Raw genomic sequence first — 25,104 nt, 5'->3', positions numbered from 1 at the left:
GCAACTTGCCCGGCATACTGACGTCATACCAGACAGCGCGTCACACTGACATTTTCGTGTGGCATCACCAGGATCATCAAGGAGAAGCCCATGACCCTGAGACGTACTTTGACTTCGAGCCTCGCTGCCATGGCGGTGGCCCTGCTGGTTCCCATCACTGCTCTGGCGGATGGCGCCGAACGCCTGACTCGCATGCTCCAGCCGCTCAATACCTATTCAGCGGACTTTGACCAGCAGATTCTGGATGGTAGTGGTCAGCGCCTGCAGCATGCCCAAGGCCATATGTGGCTGTCCCGTCCGGGCAAGTTCCGCTGGGAAGTCGATGCACCCTATGAGCAGGTAGTGGTTTCCGATGGCAACGAAGTCACTCTGTACGATCCTGATCTGCAACAGGCGACGATTCAACCGCTGGACCAGCGTGTGACGCACACACCGGCTCTGCTGCTCTCCGGTAGTGCGAGCGATCTGGTAGAGAACTACGAGGTATCCAGTAGCCAGCAGGGTGTGAACGAGACTTTTACGCTGGTACCCAAGGCGGCAGATACCCTGTTTGAAGAACTCAAGCTGACATTCCGCAGCGAGCGACTGGGCTTCCTGCAGATGACTGACAGCACCGGTCAGCGTACGGCGATCGAGTTCAAGAACGTCGAGCAGAATGCTTCCATGGATAACGGTCGCTTCCGTCTGGAGCTGCCGTCCGATACAGATATCATTCGTCAGTCGCCCTGAATGGGTGACGCCTGGCATCACCGTGTTCGCTACAGGTGAGCAGGCCAGAGAGAAACGAAGAACGAAAAATGCCTCCCAGAGCTACCGGGAGGCATTTTTCATGCCAGCGAGAAAGACAAGGAACTCACAGAGCTTTCATGGCATGTCATCGGCCTGCTCATCAAGTTGGGCACGCCAGGTCATGATGCGAGCAAAGCGCTCTTCCTGACCATATTGGGTCGGCTGATAGAAGCGTTGCGGGGAGATGCCATCGGGCCAGCAGTCGTGGCTGCTGCCGGCAGGATAGGCGTTGGGCTCGTTATGTGCATAACGATAACCGTCGCCATGGCCGAGGGATTCCATCAGCTTGGTCGGGGCGTTGCGCAGATAGATCGGAACTTCCAGGCTTGGTTGACTGGCAACGAACTGCTGGGCGTGCTTCCAGGCTTGGTCTATGGCATTGCTCTTGGGGGCCACGGCGAGATGAATGGCCGCATGAGCAATGGCTCTTTGGCCTTCGTAATCCCCCAGGCGCAGATAAGCGTCCCAGGCAGCCATGACCAGAGGCAATGCTCGGGGATCGGCATTGCCCACGTCCTCTGAGGCAATGGCACTTAGCCGTCGGACGACGTCGAGAGGATCGCCTCCTCCCTGGATGAAGCGGGCGATATACAGCAGCGCAGCATCCGGGCGTGAAGAGCGTATCGATTTGTGAATGGCCGACAACAGGTCGTAATAATGATCACCCTGCTTATCGAAAGCACTGGCCGTATGGCCAATGACATTTTCCAGGGCCTGTTGTGGAAGGCGTTCCGCACCACCTTCCGGCTGAGTGAAGTCACAGGCAGTTTCCAGCAACCCCAAGGCGCGTCGGGCATCACCGGCTGACGCGCGAGCCAGAATCGACAGTACTTCTTCGTCAACCAGAATCCGGCGCTGACCGAGACCCCGTTCGGGGTCGGCAAGCGCCTGCCGCATCACTTCGATCAACTCGCCTTCATCGAGCGACTTGAGAACATGCACCCTGGCCCGGGACAGCAGGGCAGAGTTGACCTCGAAGGATGGGTTTTCGGTTGTCGCGCCAATCAGGGTGAGCAGGCCGGATTCCACATGGGGTAACAGGGCATCCTGCTGACTCTTGTTGAGGCGGTGAATCTCATCGAGGAACAACACGGTAGGCTGGCTATGGGCTTGGGCGGCCCTGGCCCGTTCCACCACCTCGCGAATATCCTTGACCCCCGCCATCACGGCAGACAGGTGTTCCAGGCGGGCATGTGAAGCACTGGCCAGAATCTCGGCCAGGGTGGTCTTGCCGACGCCAGGAGGCCCCCACAGGATCATCGAGCGTACGAAGCCTTCCTCGACCATGCGGCGAAGCGGCTTGCCAGGGCCGACCAGTGCCTGCTGGCCAAGGTAGTCATCCAGGCTCCTTGGGCGCATGCGCCACGCCAACGGGGCATTGGCATCCTGGTGAGCCTGTTCAAACAAATCCATCACGCTCTCCTGCAATCACCGGGTGAATCGCGACAGCTCCAGAGCTGGGCTGGCGTGTAAGATAAAGATTACTTTCCCTGCAGCAAATAACGACAGGCAGAATTCTCGATTTACGTCTAGGGTGATACATTCCGGGCTCCGGCTTATGCTGGAACAAACTTTATCTGATGGCTATAAACGACAGGAGGAGCCGGAACCCGACTCGCGAAGGCAGGTCTAATCCTAGAGTACCTTCCGCCCTGTTATGCGCCAGAGGAGGTTTCCGCCATGCCCATGCTGAAACAACTGCGCCAGGATCATGCCAATATGGCACGCATACTGCACGTTCTTCAGCTCAAGCAGAAGACCCTCGCCAGAGGAGAGCGTCCCAATTTCCAGCTGATCAGGGAAGTGGTGGACTATATTCTGGACTACATGGCTGGTTTTACGCTGCCGCTGGAAGAAATCTGCACAGAACGACTCAAGAGCGTCGCCCCTGAAAGCGAGGCGGTGACGGCACAACTGTCAGGGGACTATCGAAAGCTCAAGGCCCGTCTATCTCGACTCTCTCGGGATATCGACATGATTCTGATGGATGTCGCTATTCCAATGGACAAGTTTGCTGAGGATCTGCACGACTATCTCGATAGTCACCGCACCTATCTGCGCGACGAGCGCGAACAGCTGTTCCCTCTGATCGACAACCATTTTACCGATGAGGATCTTGAACGACTGGCATCGGCACTGCCGCCCAAGGCGGCTTCTGAGCTTGAACGCTTGCAGGCCGCCTATCCCGAACTTTACGCAGAACTACGAGAAGAGCCCGATAGCATCTCGGCTTAAGGGTTCGAGTAGGGTAGAATGGCGCCGCCCCGTTTGTCGGAACACTCTCAGCGGCACCATTCATGATTTGCCACCTTTTCTTTAGACCCGTTGTCCCGAGTTTTCATAGCATATCGTCCTGCCCCGCCGGGTGGGACGATATGCTATTGCTGCGTTGCGACATGGCTCACCGCATCACTCATCACCGCCCAGCTCGATATCGCTCACTGCCAAGATGTGCGCTTCGAGGACGTGCTCTTCAAGGACGCCTTCAGAGACGCACAGCAGGGACGCATTGCAGGGACGCACTGCAGGGAATAGGAGCGTAGATGACAGGGCCGGTATTGGTTTTTGACTCAGGCGTTGGCGGCCTGTCGGTGGTGGCAGCGTTACGTCAGCGTATACCGGGCGGGGCACTGGCCTATTGTTGCGATAATGCCATGTTGCCCTATGGCATACGGGAAGACGCCTGGCTGGTGGAGCGTATCCTGGCGGTATGCTCTGCAGCGGTCGAGGCCAGTGGAGCGGGAACATTGGTCGTTGCCTGCAATACTGCCAGTACGTTGGCTCTGGATGCCTTGCGAGGGCATCTACGAATTCCCGTAGTGGGAACGGTACCCGCCATCAAGCCAGCCGCCCGGGAAAGCCGGAGCGGACACCTGGCCCTGTTGGCCACCAGTGCGACCGTGGCGCGTTCCTATACCCAACGCCTGATCGATGACTTTGCCCCTGGCTGTCAGGTCATGCGCATTGCTGCTGACCCTCTGGTCACTCAGGCTGAGCGCTGGATTCTGGGTTGCTCTCCGGATCAGGATGTATTGTGTCAGGCTCTAAGCCCTCTACAGCAGGATCGCCAGATCGACACGATTGTTCTAGGTTGCACGCATTTCCCCCTGTTGCGCGATCTGCTGGCCAAGGCAGCCGAGGAGCATCTGGGCCGAGAGTTCGCCTGGATCGATTCCGGTGATGCCATTGCCCGACGCACTGCCCAGGTGGCGGGTACACCGGAGTTGAGTGATGCCCCTGGCCTGGTGTTGGTTACGGCACTCGAGCCAGAAAGAACACTTGCCATGGCTCAAGGTTTTGCCTCCTTTGGCTTCAACTCCCCGACATTGCTGTCAGTTCCTCGCGCCTGATTACACGAATCTGCATTTCCGTTCATTTTTACCGTCTTCTACAGGAGCCGCCGTGGCCATTCCCGTTGTCGATCCTGAGCGCTATGACGAGCAGCTCGCTGCCAAGCGTGATCGCCTGGAAACCCAGTTCGCCCGATTCTCCGTACCTGAGCTGGAAGTCTATCCTTCACCGCCTAGCCACTATCGCCAGCGTTGTGAGTTTCGTCTTTGGCATGAGGGCGACGACCTTTATTACGTGATGTTCGAAAACGATCCGCAAGATCCGAACCGCAAGGTGCCTGTGCGGGTCGATCAGTTTGCGGTGGCCAGTCAGCGTATCAATGACCTGATGCCGGCATTGCTCGACGCCATTCGTGATAATCCCGTGCTGCGCCGCAAGCTGTTCCAGGTCGAGTTTCTCACGACGCTAAGCGGCGATGCATTGGTGACTCTGGTCTATCACCGTCCGTTGGATGAGGACTGGGAGCGGGATGCGCGTAAGCTGGAGGCCGTGCTTGATGTCATGATCATTGGTCGGTCACGCAAGCAGCGTATCGTGCTGACCCGTGATCATGTATGGGAGCAACTGGAGGTCGACGGCCGAGTCCTGCATTACCAGCAGGTGGAAAACAGCTTTACCCAACCCAATGCACGTATCTGCATGTCCATGCTGAGCTGGGCCAGGGATGTCACGACAGGCAGCCAGGAGCGTGATCTGGTCGAGCTGTATTGTGGCAATGGCAACTTCACCATTGCCCTGGCGGACAACTTTCGTCGGGTCCTGGCCACAGAAATTTCGCGTACCTCAGTGTCCAGTGCGAGGCTGAACATCGAGCGCAACGGCACTGACAATGTGTACGTCGCCCGTATGTCAGCAGAAGACTTCTCTGCTGCCCTGAAAGGTGACAAGAAAGGGCGGCGGGTGGACGAGATGGATCTGGAAAGCTATGACTTCTCTACAGTGCTGGTCGATCCACCACGGGCAGGGCTGGATGCGTCGAGTTGTGCGCAGATAAGTGGATATGAGCGCATTGTCTATGTGTCATGCAATCCGGATACCCTGGCCGAAAATCTCGAACAGTTGACCAGAACGCACCAGGTGATGCGTTTTGCTCTGTTCGATCAGTTCCCCTTCACCGATCATTGCGAGTGTGGGGTACTGCTGCAACGCCGCTGACCAGGAGTGGAGAAGCGTTTCAGCAGTATGTCAAGCCCCGATGCACAACCGACATACAGCATGAGAAGGCAGGCATGTCGGTAGGGAAGGGAAGAGGATTGGCGTAAGCTGAGCCCACGTCACCATGGGCCGCTTCTAGCAAGGGAGCGGCTTGTTTCATGGGCACCGTATTTCCCAGGCCACACTACCGAGGGGTGGCCACTGCCAGCTGAGGTCAGGATGCAACATACCGCACAGGATGACAGTCGCGAGGATCTGCTCAAGCAGCTTGAGGAACGGCTCACGGCCGGCCTCGACAAGAAAAAAGTAGAGCGCGTCATCGCCTTTGCTCGTCTCTTCTACGCCAATGCGCCGGTCGAGGACATGATCGACCGGCGCTTCGATGATTTCTACGGTGCCACTCTATCGCTGTGGCATTTTCTGCAGCAGTTCGATCCCGGTGCTCCCAAGGTTCGCGTACTGAACCCCGAGTTCGAAGAGCATGGCTGGCAGTCCAACCATACTTTCGTTGCTGTACTGCACGAGGACATGCCGTTCCTGGTCGACTCTGTGCGTATCGAGCTCAACCGCCGTGGCATGACCGTACATGCGATTCATAACGCTGTATTGACAGTGGAGCGTGACCGCCATCATCGCGTCAGTGGACTATCCTCGGCCAAGAATGGTGAGCCTGGACACCGTGAGTCCCTGATTGCCATCGAGGTGGACCGGCACTCCGATCCTGAGGAACTGGCCAGTATCGAACAGAGTCTTCAGGATGCGCTGAAGGAAGTGCGTACTGCCGTGGCCGATTTTGCTCCCATGAGAGCGAAGGTCACTGAAGCACTGGATGAGTTGAAGGCCTCGTGTCCAAAGCAGATCGATGCAGCCAACCATAAGGAAGCCATAGCATTCCTGGAATGGATGCAGGATGAGCACTTCACCTTCCTGGGTTATGACGAGTTCGAAGTGACCGGGCAGGCTGGTAGCCAGCAGCTCAAGCAGACTGAAGGCAGTGAAATGGGGCTGTTTCGTCTGCAGGATTCTCCGTATCGGCAGCGCATTCGTACCGACCAGGGCGTCGAGGACGGCAAGTTCGTGCTGGTGCCCGAACTGGTGTCTTTCGCCAAGAGCTCCCAACACTCTCGAGTGCATCGTCCCGCATACATGGATCAGGTCACCGTCGATCGCTATGACGCCAAGGGCAATGTGATCGGCGAGCGCCGCTTCCTGGGCCTGTTCGACTCCAGCGTCTATCACGAATCTCCACAACATGTCCCAATCCTGCGGCGCAAGCTTCAGGCGGTCATGGACATCGCCGGCTTCGATCCCAAGGGCCACACCGGCAAGCAGCTGTTGCATAACCTGGAAGTCTATCCACGTGATGACCTGTTCCTTATCGATACCGATGAGTTGACTCAGACAGCTCTGGGCATCGTCGATATCCGCGAGCGTCGCAAGGTCCGACTGTTCATCCGTGAAGAGCTTTTCGGTCGCTTTTATTCCGTATTGGTGTTCGTACCTCGAGATGTGTTCTCCACGGAATTGCGTGTCCGCCTGCAGGAATTCCTGTGTGAGGAACTGGATGCCACCTTCGGTGACTTCAACACCTATCTGTCGGAGTCGGTGCTGGCGCGTATTCAGTTCATCCTGCGTTTCAATGGCGATGCACCGGTGGAGTACGACCTCAAGGCGCTGGAGGCCAAGCTGACACGGATGGCGCGCAATTGGCGCGATGATCTGCTCAATGCCGCCATCGATAGCTATGGTGAGGAGCAGGCCAACCAGCTCATGCAGCGCTTCCGCGATGCCTTCCCGGCCAGCTATCGCGAGGACTTCAACGCGCGCACCGCCGTCTATGATCTACAGCATATCGGCGAGTTGGATGAGGGCAATACGCTGGCCCTGTCGCTGTATCGCCTGATCGAAGAAGAAGGCAGCGGCGTCAATCTCAAACTGTTTCACAAGGGCGCACGGATCCCGCTGTCCGACGTTCTGCCGATGATGGAAAACCTGGGCCTGCGAGTGCTTGGGGAGCGTCCCTATGATCTGCATGCCACGGATGCCGAGTACTGGATCCATGACTTCGACCTGGAGCACCACACCGCGACCGAGGTCAATCTGCAGGAGATGCGTGCGCCCTTCGTTGAGGCTTTCCAGCGCATCTGGGTGGGTGAGGCAGATAATGATCGCTTCAACCGCCTGATCATCGGTGCCAACCTGGATTGGCGTGAAGTCGCGATGTTGCGTGCCTATGCACGCTATCTGAAGCAGATTCGCTTTGGTATCTCTCAGGACTTCATTGCCAATGCACTGGCCAGCTATCCGCATATCACCCGCGAGCTGGTCACGCTGTTCGAGTTGCGCTTCGACCCGGAAGAGCGCCCAGCCGAAGGCGAGGTCGATGCCTGCATCGAACGTATCAACGGCATGCTCGATGAGGTGGCCAGCCTCAACGATGACCGCCTGCTGCGTCGTTACGTGGAACTGATCCAGGCCACACTGCGTACCAATTATTACCAGCGCACCGAGGCTGGCGCCTTCAAAGACTACATGTCCTTCAAGCTGGAGCCTTCCAAAATCACCGGAATGCCCAAGCCGCGCCCCATGTTCGAGATCTTCGTCTGCTCTCCCAGGGTCGAAGGTGTGCACCTGCGTGGCGGCAAGGTGGCTCGCGGTGGTCTGCGCTGGTCCGATCGTCACGAGGACTTCCGCACAGAAGTGCTGGGCCTGGTCAAGGCTCAGCAGGTCAAGAACTCGGTCATCGTGCCAGTGGGAGCCAAGGGCGGCTTCGTCTGCAAGCGCATGCCGGAAGGTGCCGATCGTGAGACGGTGCAGAAGGAAGGCATCGCCTGCTACCAGACGTTCATTCGCGCCCTGCTCGATGTCACTGACAATCTGGTCGGTGGGGATGTGGTACCTCCCAGGGATGTCGTGCGTCATGATGAGGATGATCCCTACCTGGTGGTGGCTGCGGACAAGGGCACAGCAACCTTCTCCGATATCGCCAATGCCATCTCCATCGAGTATGGCCACTGGCTGGGTGATGCCTTCGCCTCAGGTGGCGCCAATGGCTACGACCACAAGAAGATGGGGATTACCGCCAAGGGGGCCTGGGAGTCGGTCAAGCGTCATTTCCGTGGCCTCGGCGTGAACACCCAGAAGGATGAGTTCACCGTGGTGGGTGTCGGTGACATGGGCGGTGATGTCTTCGGTAATGGCATGCTGCTGTCCAAGACCATCCGTCTGGTAGCCGCTTTCAACCACCTGCATATCTTCATTGATCCGAACCCGGATGCTGCAGCGACCTTCAAGGAGCGCAAGCGTATGTTCGAGCTGCCACGCTCGACCTGGGAAGACTTCGACAAGTCACTGATTTCTGAAGGTGGTGGCGTGTTCTCTCGTGCCGCCAAGTGGATTCCCATCTCTGCTCAGATGAAGGAGCGCTTTGGTATCAGCGAGGATCGCCTGGCGCCCAATGACCTGATTCAGGCACTGCTGCGCTCACAGGTCGATCTGTTGTGGAACGGCGGTATCGGCACTTACGTCAAGAGCAGTGCGGAAACCGATGCTGATGTGGGTGACAAGGCCAATGATGCCCTGCGCATCAATGGCTGCGAGCTGAACTGCCGCGTGGTGGGTGAGGGTGGCAATCTGGGCTTGACCCAGCGTGGACGCATGGAAGCTGCGGTCAAGGGGGTCCGGGTCAATACCGACTTCATCGACAATGCGGCTGGCGTCAACTGCTCCGACCATGAGGTCAACATCAAGATCCTCATCGATGAAGTCGTGGCCAACGGCGACATGACCGAGAAACAGCGCAACCAGCTACTGGCGGAAATGACGGATGAAGTCAGCAAGTTGGTACTGATCAGCAACTATCGTCAGAGTCAGTCTCTGGACTTGTCCGAGCTGCTGTCCCATCAGGGAATTGGACCGTATCGTCGTTTCATCAGTGAGCTGGAAGCCGCAGGTCAGATCGATCGGGAGCTGGAATTCCTGCCTTCGGATGAGGACCTCCAGGAACGTGCAGCCAATGATCAGGGGATGACACTGCCCGAGCTGTCAGTGCTGATCAGTTATGCCAAGAGCGCACTCAAGGGTGACTTGATTGCCTCTGATGTACCGGATGACACGGTTGTGGCGCAGCATGTCGAACGTGGCTTCCCCAAGGTGCTGCTCGAGAAGTACCACGACCAAGTCTACCATCACCGCTTGAAACGCGAGATCGTATCGACTCAGCTGGCCAATGACCTGGTCGATCATATGGGTATCGTGTTTGTGCGTCGCCTGGTGGATTCCACCGGTGTCGGGCGTGCCGATGTTGCGCGCGCCTACGTGATTGCTCGCGAGTGTTTCCAGCTGCCGCGTCTGTGGGATCAGATCGAAGCGCTGGACAACAAGGTGCCGACCGATATCCAGTATTCCATGATGCTGGACCTGATGCGCATGATTCGTCGGGCTACTCGCTGGTTCCTGCGTCTGCGCTCTGCCATGTCGGCAACAGATTGTATTGCCTATTTCGCACCACGCATTGCCCAGCTGCAGGAAAAGATCGGCCAGCACTTGCGTGGTGAAGAGCAGGAAGCCTGGGAAGCCCGTCGTCAGGAACTGGTGGCAGCTGGTGTGCCTGAAGCACTGGCTTCCACGGTTGCCGCTGCCGGTAGCCTGTATGCGGCACTCGGTATCATCCAGACGGCTCGTCAGGTCGATGAGAAGCCGCAGAAGGTTGCCGAGGTGTACTACGAAATCGGTGCTCGCCTGGAATTGCCCTGGATGATTCAGCAGGTAACAGCGTTGCCGGTCAAGGATGGTTGGCAGTCCCAGGCGCGTGAAGCGTATCGTGATGACATCGAGCGGCAGCAGATGGCACTCACTGCAAGCGTGTTGCAGATGGAAGGCGGTGCGCGCGAAACGTCGGCACGCGTCGACCAGTGGATGACCAATCACTCCAGCATGCATGAGCGCTGGTGCCGCCTGGTCAATGAAGTCAACGGCGGTACTCCGGCCAGCTTCCCGCTGTTTGCCGTGGCGGTGCGTGAGTTGGTCGATCTGGCAGAAAGCAGCCGTGAAGCATGATGCTGATAGTCTGGCACAAGGCATCACGTCGTGGTGCATGTGTGATGGAGTTGCAGCAAGTGTGAATTGCAACGCAGTACGAATTGCAATGTAGTATGAATTGCAAAATAGAAAGGGGCGCCATATGGCGCCCCTTGTCTTTTAAGTCTATTCGCTTCCAAGTCGGTTTGAAGCAGACCAGCTTGCAGGAGGGGTGTCCCTAGCCTTCCAACTGCTGAATCTCCTGCCTGTCACTCTCCGCGTCATCCATGTTGTCTGGCACGGCTCCCTGGTTGATCCGGGCGATGGCGGCGGCAGCACGCTCCAGCACGGGCAGGCATTCCAGGGCACGTTGGCGATCCATGCGCATGATCGGAGCCTGAATGGCCAGCCCGACATTGGACACACCACTGGGGTTGGGGGCCAGCACGGCGATACATAACAGCCCGGGCAGAAATTCTTCGTCATCGAAGGCGTAACCTTGCTGCCTGACCTCCTCGATCTCGGCTTCGAGGGCGTCGATATCCGTAATGGTGTTGCGGGTAAAGGAGGTCAAAGGCACTTCTGCCAGCAGGCGCCGACGCTGTGACGGACTCATCTGGGCCAGGAACAGTTTGCCGCTGGCAGAGCAGTGTGCCGGTACCCGGGAGCCTGGGTGCAGATAGAACCGCAGAGGGGCGGATGTCTCGACACGATCGAGATAAAGCACCTCTGCTCCCGCCAGGGCCGTGATATTGCAGCTTTCTCCGACTTCCCTGACCAGCTCCGCGAGCACCGCGTGGCGTGCGCCCTGAACGGTATCGTTGAGCAGTAATGTTTCTGCCAGCCGGCGCAGTCGGGTGCCTTTGCTGTAGTGGCGATTGTCGGCTTCGCGCTGGAGCATGCCGGAGTTTTCCAGTTGCTGAAGCATGCGATGCAGCGTTGGCTTGGGCATGCCTGTCTCGTCGACGAGGCTCTGCAACGTGAAGTACTGATCCTTTTCGGCAATGACCTCAAGCAGAGCCAGCAAGCGCTGGGCCGGGGTATCTCCTTCGATGCTTCGGGCATCTAAACGCGATGTGGTCATGGTGGCATCCTCCCTGAAGCCAAAGTCTATCCGTTTCTGAAAAGAAATCAATTTGTACCGTTTTTCGAAATTTCAGTTGACGGTCAGGGATGACTGGTCTAGTTTTTTGTCATGTTTCTAATAACGAGACATGTTGTATCGGAAAATGGTTTTATGAGTGGCGCGACATGTTTGTCGCCCAGCATTCACGCCTAGCATTCACAAAGAGTCTTTAGACGAACTTCCGGATGAGCCTTGCACAAGGCGCCTCTGGAGGCGTTCCTGGAGGAGCTATGAGCCACAACCACAATAACGGCGACAATCGCCAGGTCGTTCAAGGCAAGCAGAAAATGACACCTTCTGAAGCCTTTGTTGAAACCCTTGTCGCCAATGGTGTTACCGACATGTTCGGCATCATGGGATCTGCCTTCATGGATGCCATGGATATCTTTGCTCCTGCTGGCATTCGCCTGATTCCCGTGGTCCACGAGCAAGGCGCGGCACATATGGCCGATGGATATGCCCGGGTATCAGGGCGCCATGGGGTGGTGATCGGCCAGAACGGACCGGGTATTTCCAACTGCGTGACCGGCATTGCCGCTGCCTATTGGGCGCATAGTCCGGTGGTGATGATCACGCCAGAGACCGGTACCACCGGCATTGGCCTGGGCGGGTTCCAGGAATGCAATCAGCTTCCAATGTTCCAGGAGTTCACCAAGTATCAGGGCCATGTCACCAACCCTGCACGCATGGCCGAGTTCACCGGACGTTGCTTCGATCGCGCCATGTCCGAGATCGGCCCTACGCAGTTGAATATTCCGCGTGACTATTTTTATGGTGAAATCGAGGCAGAGATTCCCGAGCCTCGTCGTATCGACCGTGGTCCGGGTGGCGCCCAGTCTCTGGATGAAGCTGCGGCACTGCTGGCCGAAGCCAAGTTTCCCGTCATTGTTTCTGGTGGTGGCGTGGTCATGGCGGATGGCGTCGAGGAGTGCAAGGCACTGGCCGAGCGTCTGGGGGCTCCTGTGGTCAACAGCTATCAGCACAATGACTCCTTCCCGGCGAGTCATCCTCAGTGGTGCGGACCGCTGGGGTATCAGGGCTCCAAGGCTGGCATGAAGCTGATTTCCCAGGCAGATGTCGTGTTGGCGCTGGGCACACGCCTGGGACCCTTCGGCACCTTGCCGCAGCACGGTATGGACTACTGGCCGAAGGAGGCCAAGATCATCCAGGTCGATGCTGACCACAAGATGCTGGGGTTGGTGAAGAAGATCTCCGTCGGCATCTGCGGTGATGCCAAGGCGGCGGCCATCGAGCTGTCCAGGCGCCTCGAAGACAGAGCACTGGCCTGCGATGCGACCAAGGATGAGCGCCTGGCCAAGATCAAGGCAGAGAAGGAAGCCTGGGAAAAGGAACTGGATGAATGGACCCACGAACGTGACCCATTCAGCCTCGACGCCATCGAGGAGGCCAAGGAAGAAACGCCGTTCTCCGGTGGCCAGTATCTGCATCCACGCCAGGTGCTGCGCGAGCTGGAGAAAGCCATGCCAGAAGATGTGATGGTGTCGACCGACATCGGCAACATCAACTCTGTAGCGCATAGCTACCTGCGCTTCGAAAAGCCGCGCAGCTTCTTTGCTCCCATGAGCTTCGGTAACTGTGGCTATGCATTGCCCACCATCATTGGCGCCAAGGCGGCCGCTCCGCATCGTCCGGCCATTGCCTATGCCGGTGATGGCGCCTGGGGCATGAGCATGATGGAAACCATGACAGCGGTACGCCACGACATTCCGGTGACGGCGGTGGTCTTCCACAATCGCCAGTGGGGAGCAGAGAAGAAGAACCAGGTCGACTTCTATAACCGGCGCTTCGTCGCGGGGGAGCTGGACAACCAGAGCTTCGCCGAGATTGGCCGTGCCATGGGCGCAGAAGGCATCACAGTGGACCGTCTCGAGGACGTGGGGCCGGCACTGAAGAAAGCCGTGGACATGCAGATGAATGAAGGCAAGACCACCATCATCGAAATCATGTGTACCCGCGAGTTGGGCGATCCCTTCCGCCGCGATGCACTCAAGAAGCCGGTGCGTCTGCTGGAAAAATACCAGGACTACGTCTGATCCATGGGAATGACCCTGCGTTGATACTGCCCCGGCCCTGTGCCGGGGTTTTGTCTGCAGGGGCATGGTCTACAGGGGCATTGTCTACAGGACCTTGGGTTGTCGCCCAGGAGCCCCTGACATGAAGGCAAGCCGGAGCGAACAACAATGAAGGCGTTAAACCATATTCGCGACATGGCGCGGGCCGCACCACGTCGGATTGTGTTATGTGAAGGCGAAGATCGCCGGGTGCTGGAAGCCGCCATGCGAGCAACGCAGGAAGGCTATGCGGAGATCCTGCTGGTGGGAGACAGCGAGCGCATCAAGGCCCGGGCAGAAGAAGAGCATCTTGAACTGGGTGCTGTCACGCTGATCGACCCTCGCATCTCGCCATATACCGAAACATTGGCTGAGCACTTGTTCCGTTTGCGCGAAGCCAAGGGTATGAGCCGGGAGCAGGCGAGCGCGAGCGTGCTGGGACCACTGATATTCGCCAACCTGATGGTCAGTGCTGGGCTGGCGGATGGTAGTGTTGCCGGCGCAGTGAACACCACGGCTGATGTGGTGAGGGCCGCCATTCAACTGATTGGCAAAGCGCCAGGGGTGACCCTCGTGTCGAGCTTCTTCCTGATGATGCTGTGCAAGCCGTTTCACAATCTCAAGGGCGGGATGATCTTCTCGGACTGCGGGCTGGTGGTGGATCCTGATGCCGATGAACTGGCACAGATCGCCATGGCCGCGGCCGACAGTGCCGAAGCCTTGCTCGATGAGCCGGCAAGAGTTGCGATGCTGTCGTTCTCGACCAGTGGCAGTGCGCGACATGCCTCGGTAGACAAGGTGGTCCAGGCAGCCCGCAAGGTAAAGATACAGCGCCCGCAATTGGCCATCGACGAAGACGTGCAGTTGGATGCGGCGATTGTCGCCGAGGTGGCGGAACGCAAGTTGCCGGATTCCAGAGTCAAGGGGCAGGCCAATGTGCTGGTCTTCCCTGAGCTCGAAGCAGGTAACATCGGCTACAAGCTGGCAGAGCGTATAGGGGGAGCCGAGGCAATCGGACCGTTGTTGCAAGGATTGGCCAAACCGGCCAACGACCTGTCACGAGGGTGCAGCGTAGAGGACATCCTCAATGTCATCGCCGTGACCACGGTGCAGGCACAGCGACAGTCTGCATGATGGCAGGAGGGCGGCGGTCTCAGCGCCGTCCTTGGCGGTGCTGTTTCACCAGCAGAAGGGCGATTTCCTCCGCCAGGGCATTATCCAGCGTCTGGGCCAGGTCGATGATGCGGTGCTGACGATAGTAAGGACTCAGGTCCAGGCCTACGCCAAGTCCGCTTATTTCCACTTGTCCTGGGCGGTCGTAGCGTTCGACCACGGCTTGAAGGTGGTTGTCCAGGTAGTGGCGGTCGTTGGCCAGGTGAGTGGCACTGTCCGATGGACTGCCATCGGACAGCACCACCAGTAGGCGCCGTTTGACGTCTGCACCGAGTAGCCGCTGGCAGGCCCATTCCACGGCTTCCCCATCGATACCTTCCTTGTACAGGTCAGCCTTGAGCAGAGCACCGAAGGCGCGTCGTGCCCGGCGCCAAGGCTGTGCCGCGTGCTTGAAGACCAGGTGACGGACTTCATTGAGACGGCCTGGTGCCTCGGGACGCCTGGCCTTGAGCCAGTCCTTGTGGACTCGTCCTCCATTCCAGGTCGAGGTGGTGAAGCCCAGCACTTCGGTGGCAATGCCTGCCATGTCCAGAGCCCTGGTCATCAGTTCGACCAGAACCGCAATGGCTTCCCCGTGGGCCTTCATGGAGCCGGAGCAGTCAATCAGGAAACAGACCTGGGCATCCCCCTGTGGATGATAGCGCTCGCGCTGAAACAGGCGGCGTTCCATGGGAGAGGCGACGACCTGAGCCAGGCGCCGGCCATCGATAACACCGCTTTCTTCTCCGTGCTGCCAACCATCCCGGTCCGGCTGGGTCAGGGTATTGCGAAAGAAGCGTGCCAGGCGACGCACATTGATGCGTTGGTCGGAGATGCGCTGGTCGAGACGATGGCGATACTCTTCGAGCAGGACTGGCCGGATCAGGGTTTCGGCCTCCAGCTCACGGTCGTAGGCCAGGGTGAAGGCGCGATAACGGCGGCGATGATGATCAAACAGTCGACTGTGTCCACTGGGCGCCAGAGGCACCGGCTCGTCAATATCGTCTTCACTATCCAGCAGCAAGGCCAACTGGCGCTTCGGGTCCTGGCCTTCCTGGTCTCGTTCGTCCTGGACCTCGAAACCGGACAGTCGTTCGTCAATCCAATCGGCCACGGCACGCGCATGCTTCTGGAAAACCTTCTGATGATGACGTTCTCGGCGCAGTCCCGCCAGGGCATGACCCAATCCAGGAACGATAGAGGCCCGCGTGGCTTCGATAAGATCTTCGACTTCTTCGATCACTGGCTGGGCCATGAGACGCGACCAGCAGATCTGTATCAGGCAGAACAGCAACAGTCCCAGGTCCGTCTCGGTAAGCTGGGCGTGATGGAAGGCCAATGACCAGCGCTGGAATCGCTGGCGCAGATTATGGGTCATGCCCGGGCTGTCAGCTGTGGCCAGCGCCTCGACTCTCAACTGTTCCAGCAGATCGTAGATCAGGCGTGCCTCTGGCCCTTTGGGGCGCAGGGTTTCATGCAACTGAGCATCACTATGTCGCTGCCGCATCGCCATGGCATCACTGACCGCTCGATAGTCCGGCGCATCAAGGCAATGGGTGTCGAGACGCAGGTGCGGAGCACGCAATGCCACTCGGGAAGCACCTTGATATAGTCGCCGGCTGCGATAGTGCCATGACCGGTCTGCGCTCAGGGCACGCAGTGTTGCGGCTTCCAGCTCTTCCAGATACTGCTGTCGACGGCGTTGCCTGGGTAGCTGATCGGTAGCAGACGATTCGCTCATGCTCCAGCCTCGCTATCGTTGATCACCGACTCCTCCAGCTCCTCATCAAAGCAGCGCTGGTAGAACTCGGCGACCAGAGCACGTTCGTGCTCATCGCACTTGTTGAGGAACGACAAGCGGAAGGCGAGGGCCGGATCACGAAATATCTCGCAGTTTTCTGCCCAGGTGATCACCGTGCGAGGTGACATCAGCGTCGACAGGTCGCCATTGGCAAAGCCCTGGCGAGTCAGTTCAGCCACTGCGACCATGGCATCGATGTGCCGTCGTCCACGCTCCGTGTCCTTGCTGGGGACCCGGGCCAGCACGATCTTGACCTCTTCGTCGCGAGGCAGGTAATCCAGCTTGGCGACAATGTTCCAGCGGTCGACCTGGGCATGGTTGAGCATCTGGGTGCCATGATACAGGCCGTCCTGGTTGCCCAGGCCCAGAGTGTTGGCGGTGGCGAACAGGCGAAACATGGGATGAGGCTGGATGACCCGGTTCTGGTCCAGCAGAGTGAACTGACCATCGCGCTCCAGAATACGCTGGATGACGAACATGACGTCAGGCCGGCCAGCATCATACTCATCGAAGATCAGGGCCACTGGACGTTGCAGGGACCAGGGCACGATACCTTCCTGAAATTCGGTGACCTGAACACCATCACGTATCACGATGGCATCCTTTCCCACCAGGTCCAGACGACTGATATGGCCATCCAGGTTGACCCTGACACAGGGCCAGTTCAGGCGGGCTGCGACTTGCTCGATATGGGTCGACTTGCCGGTGCCGTGCAGCCCTTGGACCATCACCCGGCGATTGCGTGTGAAGCCGGCGAGTATCGCCAGAGTGACATCAGGGTTGAACCGATAGGCGTCATCGATAGCAGGAACGTGGTCATCCTGCTCGTCGAAAACCGGCACCTGCAGGTTGGATTCGATACCGAACAGTTCCTTGGCACTGCGGTAGTGCCGCGCAGGGATGCCATCAAGGGAGAGAGATGCATCGGCCATGGTGTGGTCATCCTCCAGGGCGGAATGGAGCGGAAATGGGGTGCTGCCATCAGGATAATCACGTTTCGAAAAATATCTCAAATGGTTTCGGAAAACATATAGAAAAGTTCCGAAAAATGAGATTTTTGGTTTTTATCACAAGGCTGTCCAGGGTGGCACACAGACGCATGACGGCCAGATGCAATGAGAAGCATGACTGGTCCAAGAGATGGCTGACAACTGGTGCTAAGCGTCATGACCTGCGCGGTCGTAGGCTCGATGGTGTCGAATCAACAACAATGGAGACCTCTCATGAGCCAACCTGATGCCCAGTTCCTGGCGGATTTCAGTGCCGCCCTCAACCGTCATGACATCGATGCTGTGATGGAGATGATGACCGACGATTGTGAATTCCATGCAGTGGCAGGGCCTGAACTGCTGGGCAAGAGCTTCATCGGCAAGGACGCAGTTCGGGCTGGCCTGCGTGCAGCTTGGGAGAACGCAGCGGATGCCGAGTGGGTCGATGGTGTGCACGTGGTGATCGGTGATCGGGGTTACAGCGAGAGTACCTATCGCGGTACTAGCGCAGACGGCATGCGTTCAGAGGCACGCATGATCGATGCCTTCACTTTCAGGGACGGCAAGATTGCCGTAAAGAACGCCTATCGCAAACAACGTCCGGCAACCCCCGTCCAGGGCGCCTGATACGGCGACACGATCATCTGGCCAGGAAGGAGGAAGATCATCATGTTGGATGTGCAGCCCAGCGTCTCGCCGGCACATAGTGAACGTGCCACACCGGCCCAGACACCTTACGACCCTGCCTATGACCCCTTGACCACACCTCGGACAGGAAGCGGCTGCGACTATGCTCCGACCTACTGGATTGGTACGGCGGGCGAGCCACCGGCGGATGATGGCCCCGTTGAAGCCGACATTGATGCGGACGTGGTGATCATCGGTTCAGGGTTCACTGGCCTGACAGCGGCGATCTTCCTTGCCGAGCAATACGGCATCAAGGCGACCGTGCTTGAGGCCAATCGCGTTGCCTGGGGATGCAGTACCCGCAATGGCGGCCAGGCCCAGTGTGCTTCCGGACGCTTGAAGCGTTCCCAGTGGATCGAACGCTACGGACTCGACACAGCACTTGGTCTGCATCGTGAATGCGTGGATGCCATGCAGACATTCAAGTCACTCATCGCAGATATCGAGTGTGACCCTCAGCCAGGGGGACACCTCTATATCGCTCACAAGCCCCGGATGATGCCCGGGCTTGAGAAGGAGGCGCGGCTGCTACGCGACACCTTCGACTACGATGCACGCATCATCGATGCAGACAGCGTGCGGCGTGAATGGGTGGATGATCGGGAAGCGGCTGGGGCCATGCATGAACCTGAAGGTATCGGCATTCATGCAGGCAAGCTCGCGTTTGGCTATCAGCGCAAGGCCCGTGCCTTGGGCGTCAAGGTGCATCCTGCCAGTCCGGTACTTGGCTGGGAAAGCCGTGATGACGTGCATTACTTGCGCACTCCCGGTGGCGTGGTCAAGGCGCGTGCCGTCGGCATCGCGACGGGGGGATATATCACGGGCCAGCTGCACCGGTCGCTCAAGAATCGGCTATTGCCGATTCTCTCCAATTCCATTGTGACCCGCCCGTTGAGCGAGACGGAAGTCGAGGCCACAGGTTTCCGTACCCGACAGGTGCTGACCGATACCCGGATTCTGCGCCACTACTATCGCTTGCTACCGGATAACCGGGTGCAGATCGGTAGCCGTAGTGCCATTACCGGGCGTGATGCTCCCAAGCAAAAGTATGAAGCGATGTTGATTGGTGACCTGGAGCGCAAGTTTCCGGCATTGGCAGGCATCGATATCGATTATTCCTGGTGGGGCTGGGTCGATGTCAGCCATGACATGATGCCGCGTATCCACCAGCCAGACCCTCGTGAAAGTATCTATTATGCATTGGGCTATGGCGGTAATGGCGTGATGTACTCGGCTCAGGCAGGTAAGCGCTTGGCGCAATGGATCGCAGGAGAGGGCGCGAGCCTGGATCTGCCGATCTTCACCTCGAAGCTGCCTTACCCCAACTTGCTCGAGAAGATCGAGTCCGAGGCATTGGCACCGTTTCGGCGCCTGGGGCAACGCTGCCTGTATCGCTGGTATCAACTGAAGGACGAGGTGCTGTGAGCTGAATGATGGCGGAACCGTCGGCAATAGGTGGCGATGATAGCTCCCTTGCCGACGGCAGAGCGGTGTGACTGGCGCTACAGCAGAAACACGGTGGCCAGTCCCAGGAACGACATGAAGCCGACCACGTCAGTGACGGTGGTCAGGATCACGGAACTGGAAAGCGCGGGATCGATATTGATGCGCTTGAGAAACAGCGGGATGACGATACCGCAGACACCAGCGGCCAGCATGTTGATGACCAAGGCTGCGGCGATGATGGCGCCGATGGGAACACTGTCGAACCAGACTATGGCAAGCATGGCAACGACCAGGGCCCAGACCACGCCATTGATCAGGGAGATACCGATTTCCTTGTACAGCAGCCAGTTGCTGTTGGTCCTGCTGATTTGACCCAGGGCCAGGCCGCGAATGGTCAGTGTCAGTGTCTGACTACCGGCGATACCGCCCATGCTGGCCACGATGGGCATCAATACTGCCAAGGCCACGATCTGCTGCAGGGTGGCCTCAAAGCGGCCAATGACCCAGGCAGCCAGAAATGCGGTGAGCAGGTTGATGCCAAGCCAGACAGCGCGCCGCCTGGCGCTGGGTACGACCGGGGCGAAGAGGTCTTCTTCCTCATCCAGACCCGCCATGTTCATCAAGGCCTGTTCGGAATTCTCCTGGATGACATCGACGATGTCATCGATGATCACACGGCCCAGCAGCATACCTTCCTTGTCCACTACCGGGGCCGATGTCAGGTCGTGGGTCTGGAACAGGGTCGCCACGTCCCGGGATTTCATGTCCACCTGGATGGCATCGACATCGGCATCCATCAGCGTTTCCACCAGGGTCTCCTGGTCATGGGAAACCAGGCGTGCCAATGGCAGGACGCCCATGAACTGCCCGGTACGATCTATCACCATCAGATTGTCGGTGTTGTCGGGGATGGAGGCTTTCCAGCGCAGGAAACGCTGCACGGTTTCCAGCATCACATCGGCACGCACCGCAATGGTATCGGTGCGCATCAGACGGCCGGCGCTGTCTTCCTCGAAGGATAATGTCTCCTGCAGCCGAGTTCGTTGCAACTCGTCCATGGAGCGCAACATGTCTTCCGCGACCGGTTTGGGCAGGTCGTCGAACAGTTCGGCCAGGTCCGCGGTATCGAGGCTGGCGGTGGCCGCCACGATCTCTTCGGGATCCATGTCCTGAAGCAGGGTGCTGCGCACTTCGTCATGCACATGCAGCAGCACTTCTCCATCGAGCTCTGTCGGTACCTGCTCCCACAGCAAGGTACGCTCATGCAGTGGCAACGACTCGAGGAGCAGGGCGATCTCGGCAGGTTCGAGGTCGGCAATGGCAGCACTGATCTCATCAGGGCGACCTTCTTCCAGGGCCTGATGGATGCGTGACAGCAGGCTTTCGAGAGATTCTGTTATTTCTTCTGCCATGGCTTCCTCCCGGCTGCTGATCCAAATTTCAAGAGCCGGTAGTAGACCATAACCGAGGGGGAAATTGCGCTATACTCGCGCACCAAATCTATGCAGAACCACTATTTTTACCTGTTGACCTGGAGACCCCATGTACGATCTCGCCCGTTCTTTGCTGTTTCGCCTTGATGCAGAGGTCGCCCACGGTTTATCGCTCAACTCGCTGGACTGGCTGGAGCGCTTTCGTCTCGCGGGGTGTCTGGGGGGGGCCAAGGTCGACGATCCGGTCGAGGTGATGGGGCTGAGCTTCCCCAATCGCATCGGGCTGGCAGCAGGATTGGACAAGAATGCCGACCATCTGGATGCATTGGGCGCACTGGGCTTCGGTTTCGTTGAAGTGGGTACCGTGACCCCGAAAGCACAGGCGGGCAATCCCAAGCCACGTCTGTTTCGTCTGCCTGAACAGGGGGCCATCATCAATCGTATGGGGTTCAACAACCTTGGGGTCGATCATCTGGTCGAGCGCGTCAGGAGCAGCCGTTACCGTGGTGTCATCGGGATCAACATTGGCAAGAACCTGACCACGGCCGTCGAGGATGCCGTGGACGACTACCTCTATTGCCTCAAGCGTGTTCACGCGCATGCTCATTACATCACGGTCAATATTTCCTCGCCCAATACCCCGGGTCTGCGAAATCTTCAGTTTGGTGAGCATCTTGATCAGTTGCTTGGACGCCTGCGTGAAGAAGGCTCGCGATTGGATGCAGAAAACGGCCGACGAGTGCCGCTGACGGTCAAGATCGCACCGGATATGGACGACGAAGAAGTGGCGTTGGTGGCCCAAGCGCTGAATCGTAGTGGTATCGATGGTGTGATTGCCACCAATACCACGGTTTCCCGGGATGCCGTGGCAGGGCTCGAGCATGGCGATGAACAGGGTGGGCTTTCCGGGCGACCCGTGTTTGTCGCTTCCAACCATGTGATATCTCTGTTGCGCCAGGCGCTGCCCGAGATGCCGATCATTGGTGTCGGCGGCGTGGACAGCGGACAGGCGGCGGCGGCCAAGCGTGCTGCCGGTGCGGACCTGGTGCAGATCTACTCCGGTTTCATCTATCGTGGGCCTGAACTGGTGGGAGAGTGTGCTCGAGCCTTGCAGAAGGCCTGAGCGCACAACGGACGGCGAAGCCGGTTCAGATCGCGTTGAGAGAAATGATGCATATCACGGTATCATTATCGGGGGAAACAAAGCAGATATCAGGAAAACAGGTATCAGGAACGCGGATATCAGGAAAGCAAAAAGCCCATGGCATCATGGCCACGGGCTTGTGTGTTGGTTGTTGAAAGAAGTCTCACAACCGCAGGGGGTTAGAGCACCATGGGGTTCTTGTGGATGCCGGAGACACCTGTCATGCCGGACCATTGATCCCCACGACCTTCACGCCAACCGCTCATCCAGTATTCGCGTAGATTGATATCCTGGCTTGGACAGTCATCACGGGAGCGGCCCGAGACACCTGCTTTATAACCATGCACATAAGCGCGCTGGAAGCGATCACGTTTCTGTCGTTTCATGGGTCTACCTCATGATAAAGGTACCAATCTGACCCGCCGCTCCTGATATCAACCGCTGCAGTGACAGCGCTGAAAAGTGTGTAGATACCAGATAGAGGCGAGCCCTTAACGCCCAAACCTCGCCAGCATAGCCATGGTTGGCTAAATCTGCATGAAGGCTTGTTGACGGGGACGCATGCGTTGACTCTTGTAGCTACAGTTCAATTGATAGCGCAATGCGGATGGCGCTGTCGACCGAAGAATTGTAACAAGCTGTTTACTGTAACGTCACATTAGCCCGCCCTGTTTTAGGCGTGGCTTGAGGCATTCATCGAAGGAGTTACAAGTGCCTGAGAAGCTTGACCTTCTGGCAACCTGTCCTAAAGGCATCGAGTTGCTGCTGGCCTCTGAGCTAGCTGAACTGGGTGCGGAGGAAGGCAAAACCACCGTTGCTGGCGTCAACGTCCAGGCAGACTTGGCGGGGGCATATCGGGCCTGTCTTTGGTCGCGTCTGGCCAACCGAGTGATCCTGTGTCTTAGCCGGGCCGAGGGTATCGAGACGCCGGATGCGCTACGTGATGCCGTGGCCAGCATCGACTGGAGCCAGCATATGCGCCCGGGTGCGACCATCGCCGTTGACTTCCATGGGCGTAGCGATCAGATACGCCATACCCGCTTTGGTGCCCAGACCGTCAAGGATGGCGTGGTGGACCGTATGCTGGCCGCAGGCCTGCCGCGACCCAATGTCGATGTCCGCCAGCCTGATGTTCGCTTGTATGCCAATCTGCACCGTGGACGACTGACCCTGGGCATCGATCTTTCCGGAGACAGTCTGCATCGCCGAGGATATCGCCGTGATACGGGGCATGCTCCGCTCAAGGAGAATCTCGCAGCAGCGCTGCTGGTGCGTGCGGGGTGGCCGGAGATGGCGCGTCATGCTGCTCCCTTGATCGACCCCATGTGTGGCTCGGGGACGTTGCTGATCGAAGCCGGACTGATGGCGGCGGATATGGCTCCCAACCTGTCTCGGGAGCGGTTCGGGTTTCATGGCTGGCTGGGCCATGATGCTGCGCTGTGGGCGGAGCTCAAGCGTGAAGCCGAAGCGCGTGCCAGCATTGGGCGAAAGCGCTGCAAGACGGTGATCTTCGGCTTCGACCAGAGCCCTCCGGCGCTGTCCGCTGCCAAGACCAATGCCATGCGTGCGGGAATTCCCGCCATGATCCACCTGGATGGCGGCAGTGTGCAGCGTCTATCGCGTCCGCGGGTACTCAACCCTGCGGAGCCTGGTCTGGTGATTACCAATCCACCATACGGTGAACGTCTGGGAGAGTTGCCGGAACTGGTCCAGCTGTATACCGACCTGGGACACCGCCTGCGACTGGAATTTGCCGGTTGGCGTCTGGCCCTGTTTACCGGCAACCCTGATCTCGGCCATCGCTTGGGAATGCGCTCCCATAAGCAATATGCGCTGAACAATGGTCCCCTGGAGGCCAAGCTGCTGCTGATCGATGTGAATGATCGGAAACCGTCAGCAGCTCGTGCCGACAGGGCGGACAAGGTGGCCGAGTCTACCCGAGCTCGGGAGATGGAAACCAGGGATGAGGCGGCACCAGCACGCTCCGAGGGTGCTCAAATGTTCGCCAACCGCCTGGAAAAGAACGCTCGTAGGCTGCGCAAGTGGCTCAAGCGCAGTGGCGAGACCTGCTACCGTCTGTATGATGCGGATATGCCGGAATATGCACTGGCCATCGATGTCTATGGGGATCACGTTCACGTACAGGAGTACGCGCCCCCCAAGTCGGTGGATCCGGCTCAGGCCCAGAAGCGTCTATTCGATGCCTTGGGAGTGATTCCCGAGGTACTGGGTATCAGTGCCTCTAAGGTCGTGATCAAGCGCCGTCAGCGGCAACAAGGCAAGGCCCAGTATCAGAAGCAGGGGGCCAGCGGTGAGCGTTTCGAAGTGCGCGAGGGCAGGGCTCGGCTATGGGTCAATCTGCGTGACTATCTGGATACCGGCCTGTTTCTCGATCATCGTCCGGTTCGTCGGATGCTGGGCGAGATGGCGCCGGGCAAACGGTTCCTCAACCTGTTCTGCTATACCGCTACGGCCACCGTGCAGGCTGCGCTGGGCACCGAGGCGGCAGGTGGAGCCAGCGACAGTGTCAGTGTCGACATGTCCAATACCTATCTCGATTGGGCCCGGGACAACTTCGCACTCAACAAGCTCGATCCTTCCCACCATCGTGTCGTACGTGATGATTGCATGCGCTGGCTGGAGACGGCCAATGGAGAGTTCGATCTGATCTTCATGGATCCGCCGACGTTCTCCAATTCCAAGAAGATGGATGATACCTTGGACATCCAGCGAGACCACCCGCGTCTGGTGCGTCTGGCCATGGCCCGACTGGCCAAGGGAGGCACGCTGGTCTTCTCCAACAACCAGCGCCGCTTCAGTCTGGATGCTGCGCTTGACCAGGAGTTTGTCGTGGAAGATATTTCGAAGAAGACCTTCGACCCGGACTTCAACCGTCGCCCGGACCTGCACTATTGCTTCTTGATCAAGCATCGTTGAGTC

17 protein-coding genes are annotated in these 25,104 nt (G+C 58.3%); 11 read left to right on the top strand and 6 right to left on the bottom strand.

The window, feature by feature from the left end:
- Positions 1–90: 90 nt before the first annotated feature.
- Positions 91–729, top strand: a complete 639-nt coding sequence (lolA, locus tag Q1K07_RS11125) for an outer membrane lipoprotein chaperone LolA (RefSeq protein ID WP_300310780.1) — start codon at positions 91–93, stop codon at positions 727–729.
- Between the two features lie 135 nt (positions 730–864).
- Here the strand turns inward: lolA and Q1K07_RS11120 are convergent, their stop codons facing one another.
- The gene (locus Q1K07_RS11120) at positions 865–2,202 is read right to left on the bottom strand and encodes a replication-associated recombination protein A (protein WP_300310779.1); all 1,338 of its coding nucleotides are present in this window, start codon (positions 2,200–2,202) and stop codon (positions 865–867) included.
- Positions 2,203–2,475: 273 nt separating this feature from the next.
- Here Q1K07_RS11120 and Q1K07_RS11115 point away from each other — a divergent pair, with 273 nt between their 5' ends.
- The 4 genes from Q1K07_RS11115 (at position 2,476) to Q1K07_RS11100 (ending at position 10,353) form a co-directional block, all read left to right on the top strand.
- On the top strand, positions 2,476–3,024 hold the full coding sequence (locus Q1K07_RS11115) for a hemerythrin domain-containing protein (protein WP_300310944.1): 549 nt from the start codon (positions 2,476–2,478) through the stop codon (positions 3,022–3,024).
- A gap of 308 nt (positions 3,025–3,332) precedes the next feature.
- Positions 3,333–4,139 (top strand): glutamate racemase, encoded by an 807-nt coding sequence (murI, locus tag Q1K07_RS11110; protein ID WP_300310777.1) that lies wholly within the window; start codon positions 3,333–3,335, stop codon positions 4,137–4,139.
- 52 nt (positions 4,140–4,191) lie between these two features.
- Positions 4,192–5,295: a tRNA (uridine(54)-C5)-methyltransferase TrmA gene (gene trmA / locus Q1K07_RS11105; protein ID WP_300310775.1), complete on the top strand. Its 1,104-nt coding sequence runs from the start codon at positions 4,192–4,194 to the stop codon at positions 5,293–5,295.
- A 219-nt stretch (positions 5,296–5,514) separates the two neighbouring features.
- Positions 5,515–10,353 carry an NAD-glutamate dehydrogenase gene (locus Q1K07_RS11100; RefSeq protein ID WP_300310773.1) on the top strand — a complete coding sequence of 1,613 codons (4,839 nt, stop codon included), beginning with the start codon at positions 5,515–5,517 and terminating at the stop codon, positions 10,351–10,353.
- A gap of 199 nt (positions 10,354–10,552) precedes the next feature.
- On the opposite strand, the gene Q1K07_RS11095 is transcribed toward Q1K07_RS11100, so the two are convergent.
- Positions 10,553–11,398: an IclR family transcriptional regulator gene (locus Q1K07_RS11095; protein WP_300310771.1), complete on the bottom strand. Its 846-nt coding sequence runs from the start codon at positions 11,396–11,398 to the stop codon at positions 10,553–10,555.
- A gap of 272 nt (positions 11,399–11,670) precedes the next feature.
- Between Q1K07_RS11095 and xsc the strand changes: the two genes are divergently transcribed.
- Entirely contained in the window at positions 11,671–13,494 is a 1,824-nt protein-coding gene (gene xsc / locus Q1K07_RS11090) for a sulfoacetaldehyde acetyltransferase (RefSeq protein ID WP_300310769.1), read from the top strand.
- Positions 13,495–13,641: 147 nt separating this feature from the next.
- Positions 13,642–14,646, top strand: coding sequence for a phosphate acetyltransferase (gene pta / locus Q1K07_RS11085; protein ID WP_300310767.1), 1,005 nt, complete (start codon positions 13,642–13,644; stop codon positions 14,644–14,646).
- A gap of 19 nt (positions 14,647–14,665) precedes the next feature.
- On the opposite strand, the gene Q1K07_RS11080 is transcribed toward pta, so the two are convergent.
- Both Q1K07_RS11080 and Q1K07_RS11075 read right to left on the bottom strand, forming a co-directional pair.
- Complete coding sequence (locus Q1K07_RS11080; RefSeq protein WP_300310765.1) at positions 14,666–16,405, bottom strand: cobalamin biosynthesis protein CobT; 1,740 nt, start codon at positions 16,403–16,405, stop codon at positions 14,666–14,668.
- Positions 16,402–17,397 (bottom strand): AAA family ATPase, encoded by a 996-nt coding sequence (locus Q1K07_RS11075; protein ID WP_300310763.1) that lies wholly within the window; start codon positions 17,395–17,397, stop codon positions 16,402–16,404. The genes Q1K07_RS11080 and Q1K07_RS11075 overlap by 4 nt, the downstream gene beginning before the upstream one ends.
- Before the next feature lie 291 nt (positions 17,398–17,688).
- Here Q1K07_RS11075 and Q1K07_RS11070 point away from each other — a divergent pair, with 291 nt between their 5' ends.
- Positions 17,689–18,081: a nuclear transport factor 2 family protein gene (locus tag Q1K07_RS11070; RefSeq protein WP_149284148.1), complete on the top strand. Its 393-nt coding sequence runs from the start codon at positions 17,689–17,691 to the stop codon at positions 18,079–18,081.
- A 42-nt stretch (positions 18,082–18,123) separates the two neighbouring features.
- Positions 18,124–19,566, top strand: coding sequence for an FAD-binding oxidoreductase (locus tag Q1K07_RS11065; protein WP_300310759.1), 1,443 nt, complete (start codon positions 18,124–18,126; stop codon positions 19,564–19,566).
- Between the two features lie 77 nt (positions 19,567–19,643).
- On the opposite strand, the gene mgtE is transcribed toward Q1K07_RS11065, so the two are convergent.
- Positions 19,644–20,999 (bottom strand): magnesium transporter, encoded by a 1,356-nt coding sequence (gene mgtE, locus Q1K07_RS11060; RefSeq protein ID WP_300310757.1) that lies wholly within the window; start codon positions 20,997–20,999, stop codon positions 19,644–19,646.
- Between the two features lie 130 nt (positions 21,000–21,129).
- Here mgtE and Q1K07_RS11055 point away from each other — a divergent pair, with 130 nt between their 5' ends.
- Positions 21,130–22,143 (top strand): quinone-dependent dihydroorotate dehydrogenase, encoded by a 1,014-nt coding sequence (locus Q1K07_RS11055; RefSeq protein ID WP_300310755.1) that lies wholly within the window; start codon positions 21,130–21,132, stop codon positions 22,141–22,143.
- Positions 22,144–22,343: 200 nt separating this feature from the next.
- On the opposite strand, the gene rmf is transcribed toward Q1K07_RS11055, so the two are convergent.
- Positions 22,344–22,550 carry a ribosome modulation factor gene (gene rmf / locus Q1K07_RS11050; protein WP_149284152.1) on the bottom strand — a complete coding sequence of 69 codons (207 nt, stop codon included), beginning with the start codon at positions 22,548–22,550 and terminating at the stop codon, positions 22,344–22,346.
- Between the two features lie 325 nt (positions 22,551–22,875).
- On the opposite strand from rmf, the gene rlmKL reads away from it, so the two are divergent.
- Positions 22,876–25,101: a bifunctional 23S rRNA (guanine(2069)-N(7))-methyltransferase RlmK/23S rRNA (guanine(2445)-N(2))-methyltransferase RlmL gene (rlmKL, locus tag Q1K07_RS11045; protein WP_300310751.1), complete on the top strand. Its 2,226-nt coding sequence runs from the start codon at positions 22,876–22,878 to the stop codon at positions 25,099–25,101.
- The last annotated feature ends 3 nt before the right edge of the window (positions 25,102–25,104 follow it).

The organism is Halomonas sp. (genome assembly GCF_029263665.1).
Classification (GTDB): Bacteria; Pseudomonadota; Gammaproteobacteria; order Pseudomonadales; family Halomonadaceae; genus Halomonas.
Note: the sequence above shows the minus strand (reverse complement) of the source record. Positions and strands in the feature narration are given on the sequence as shown.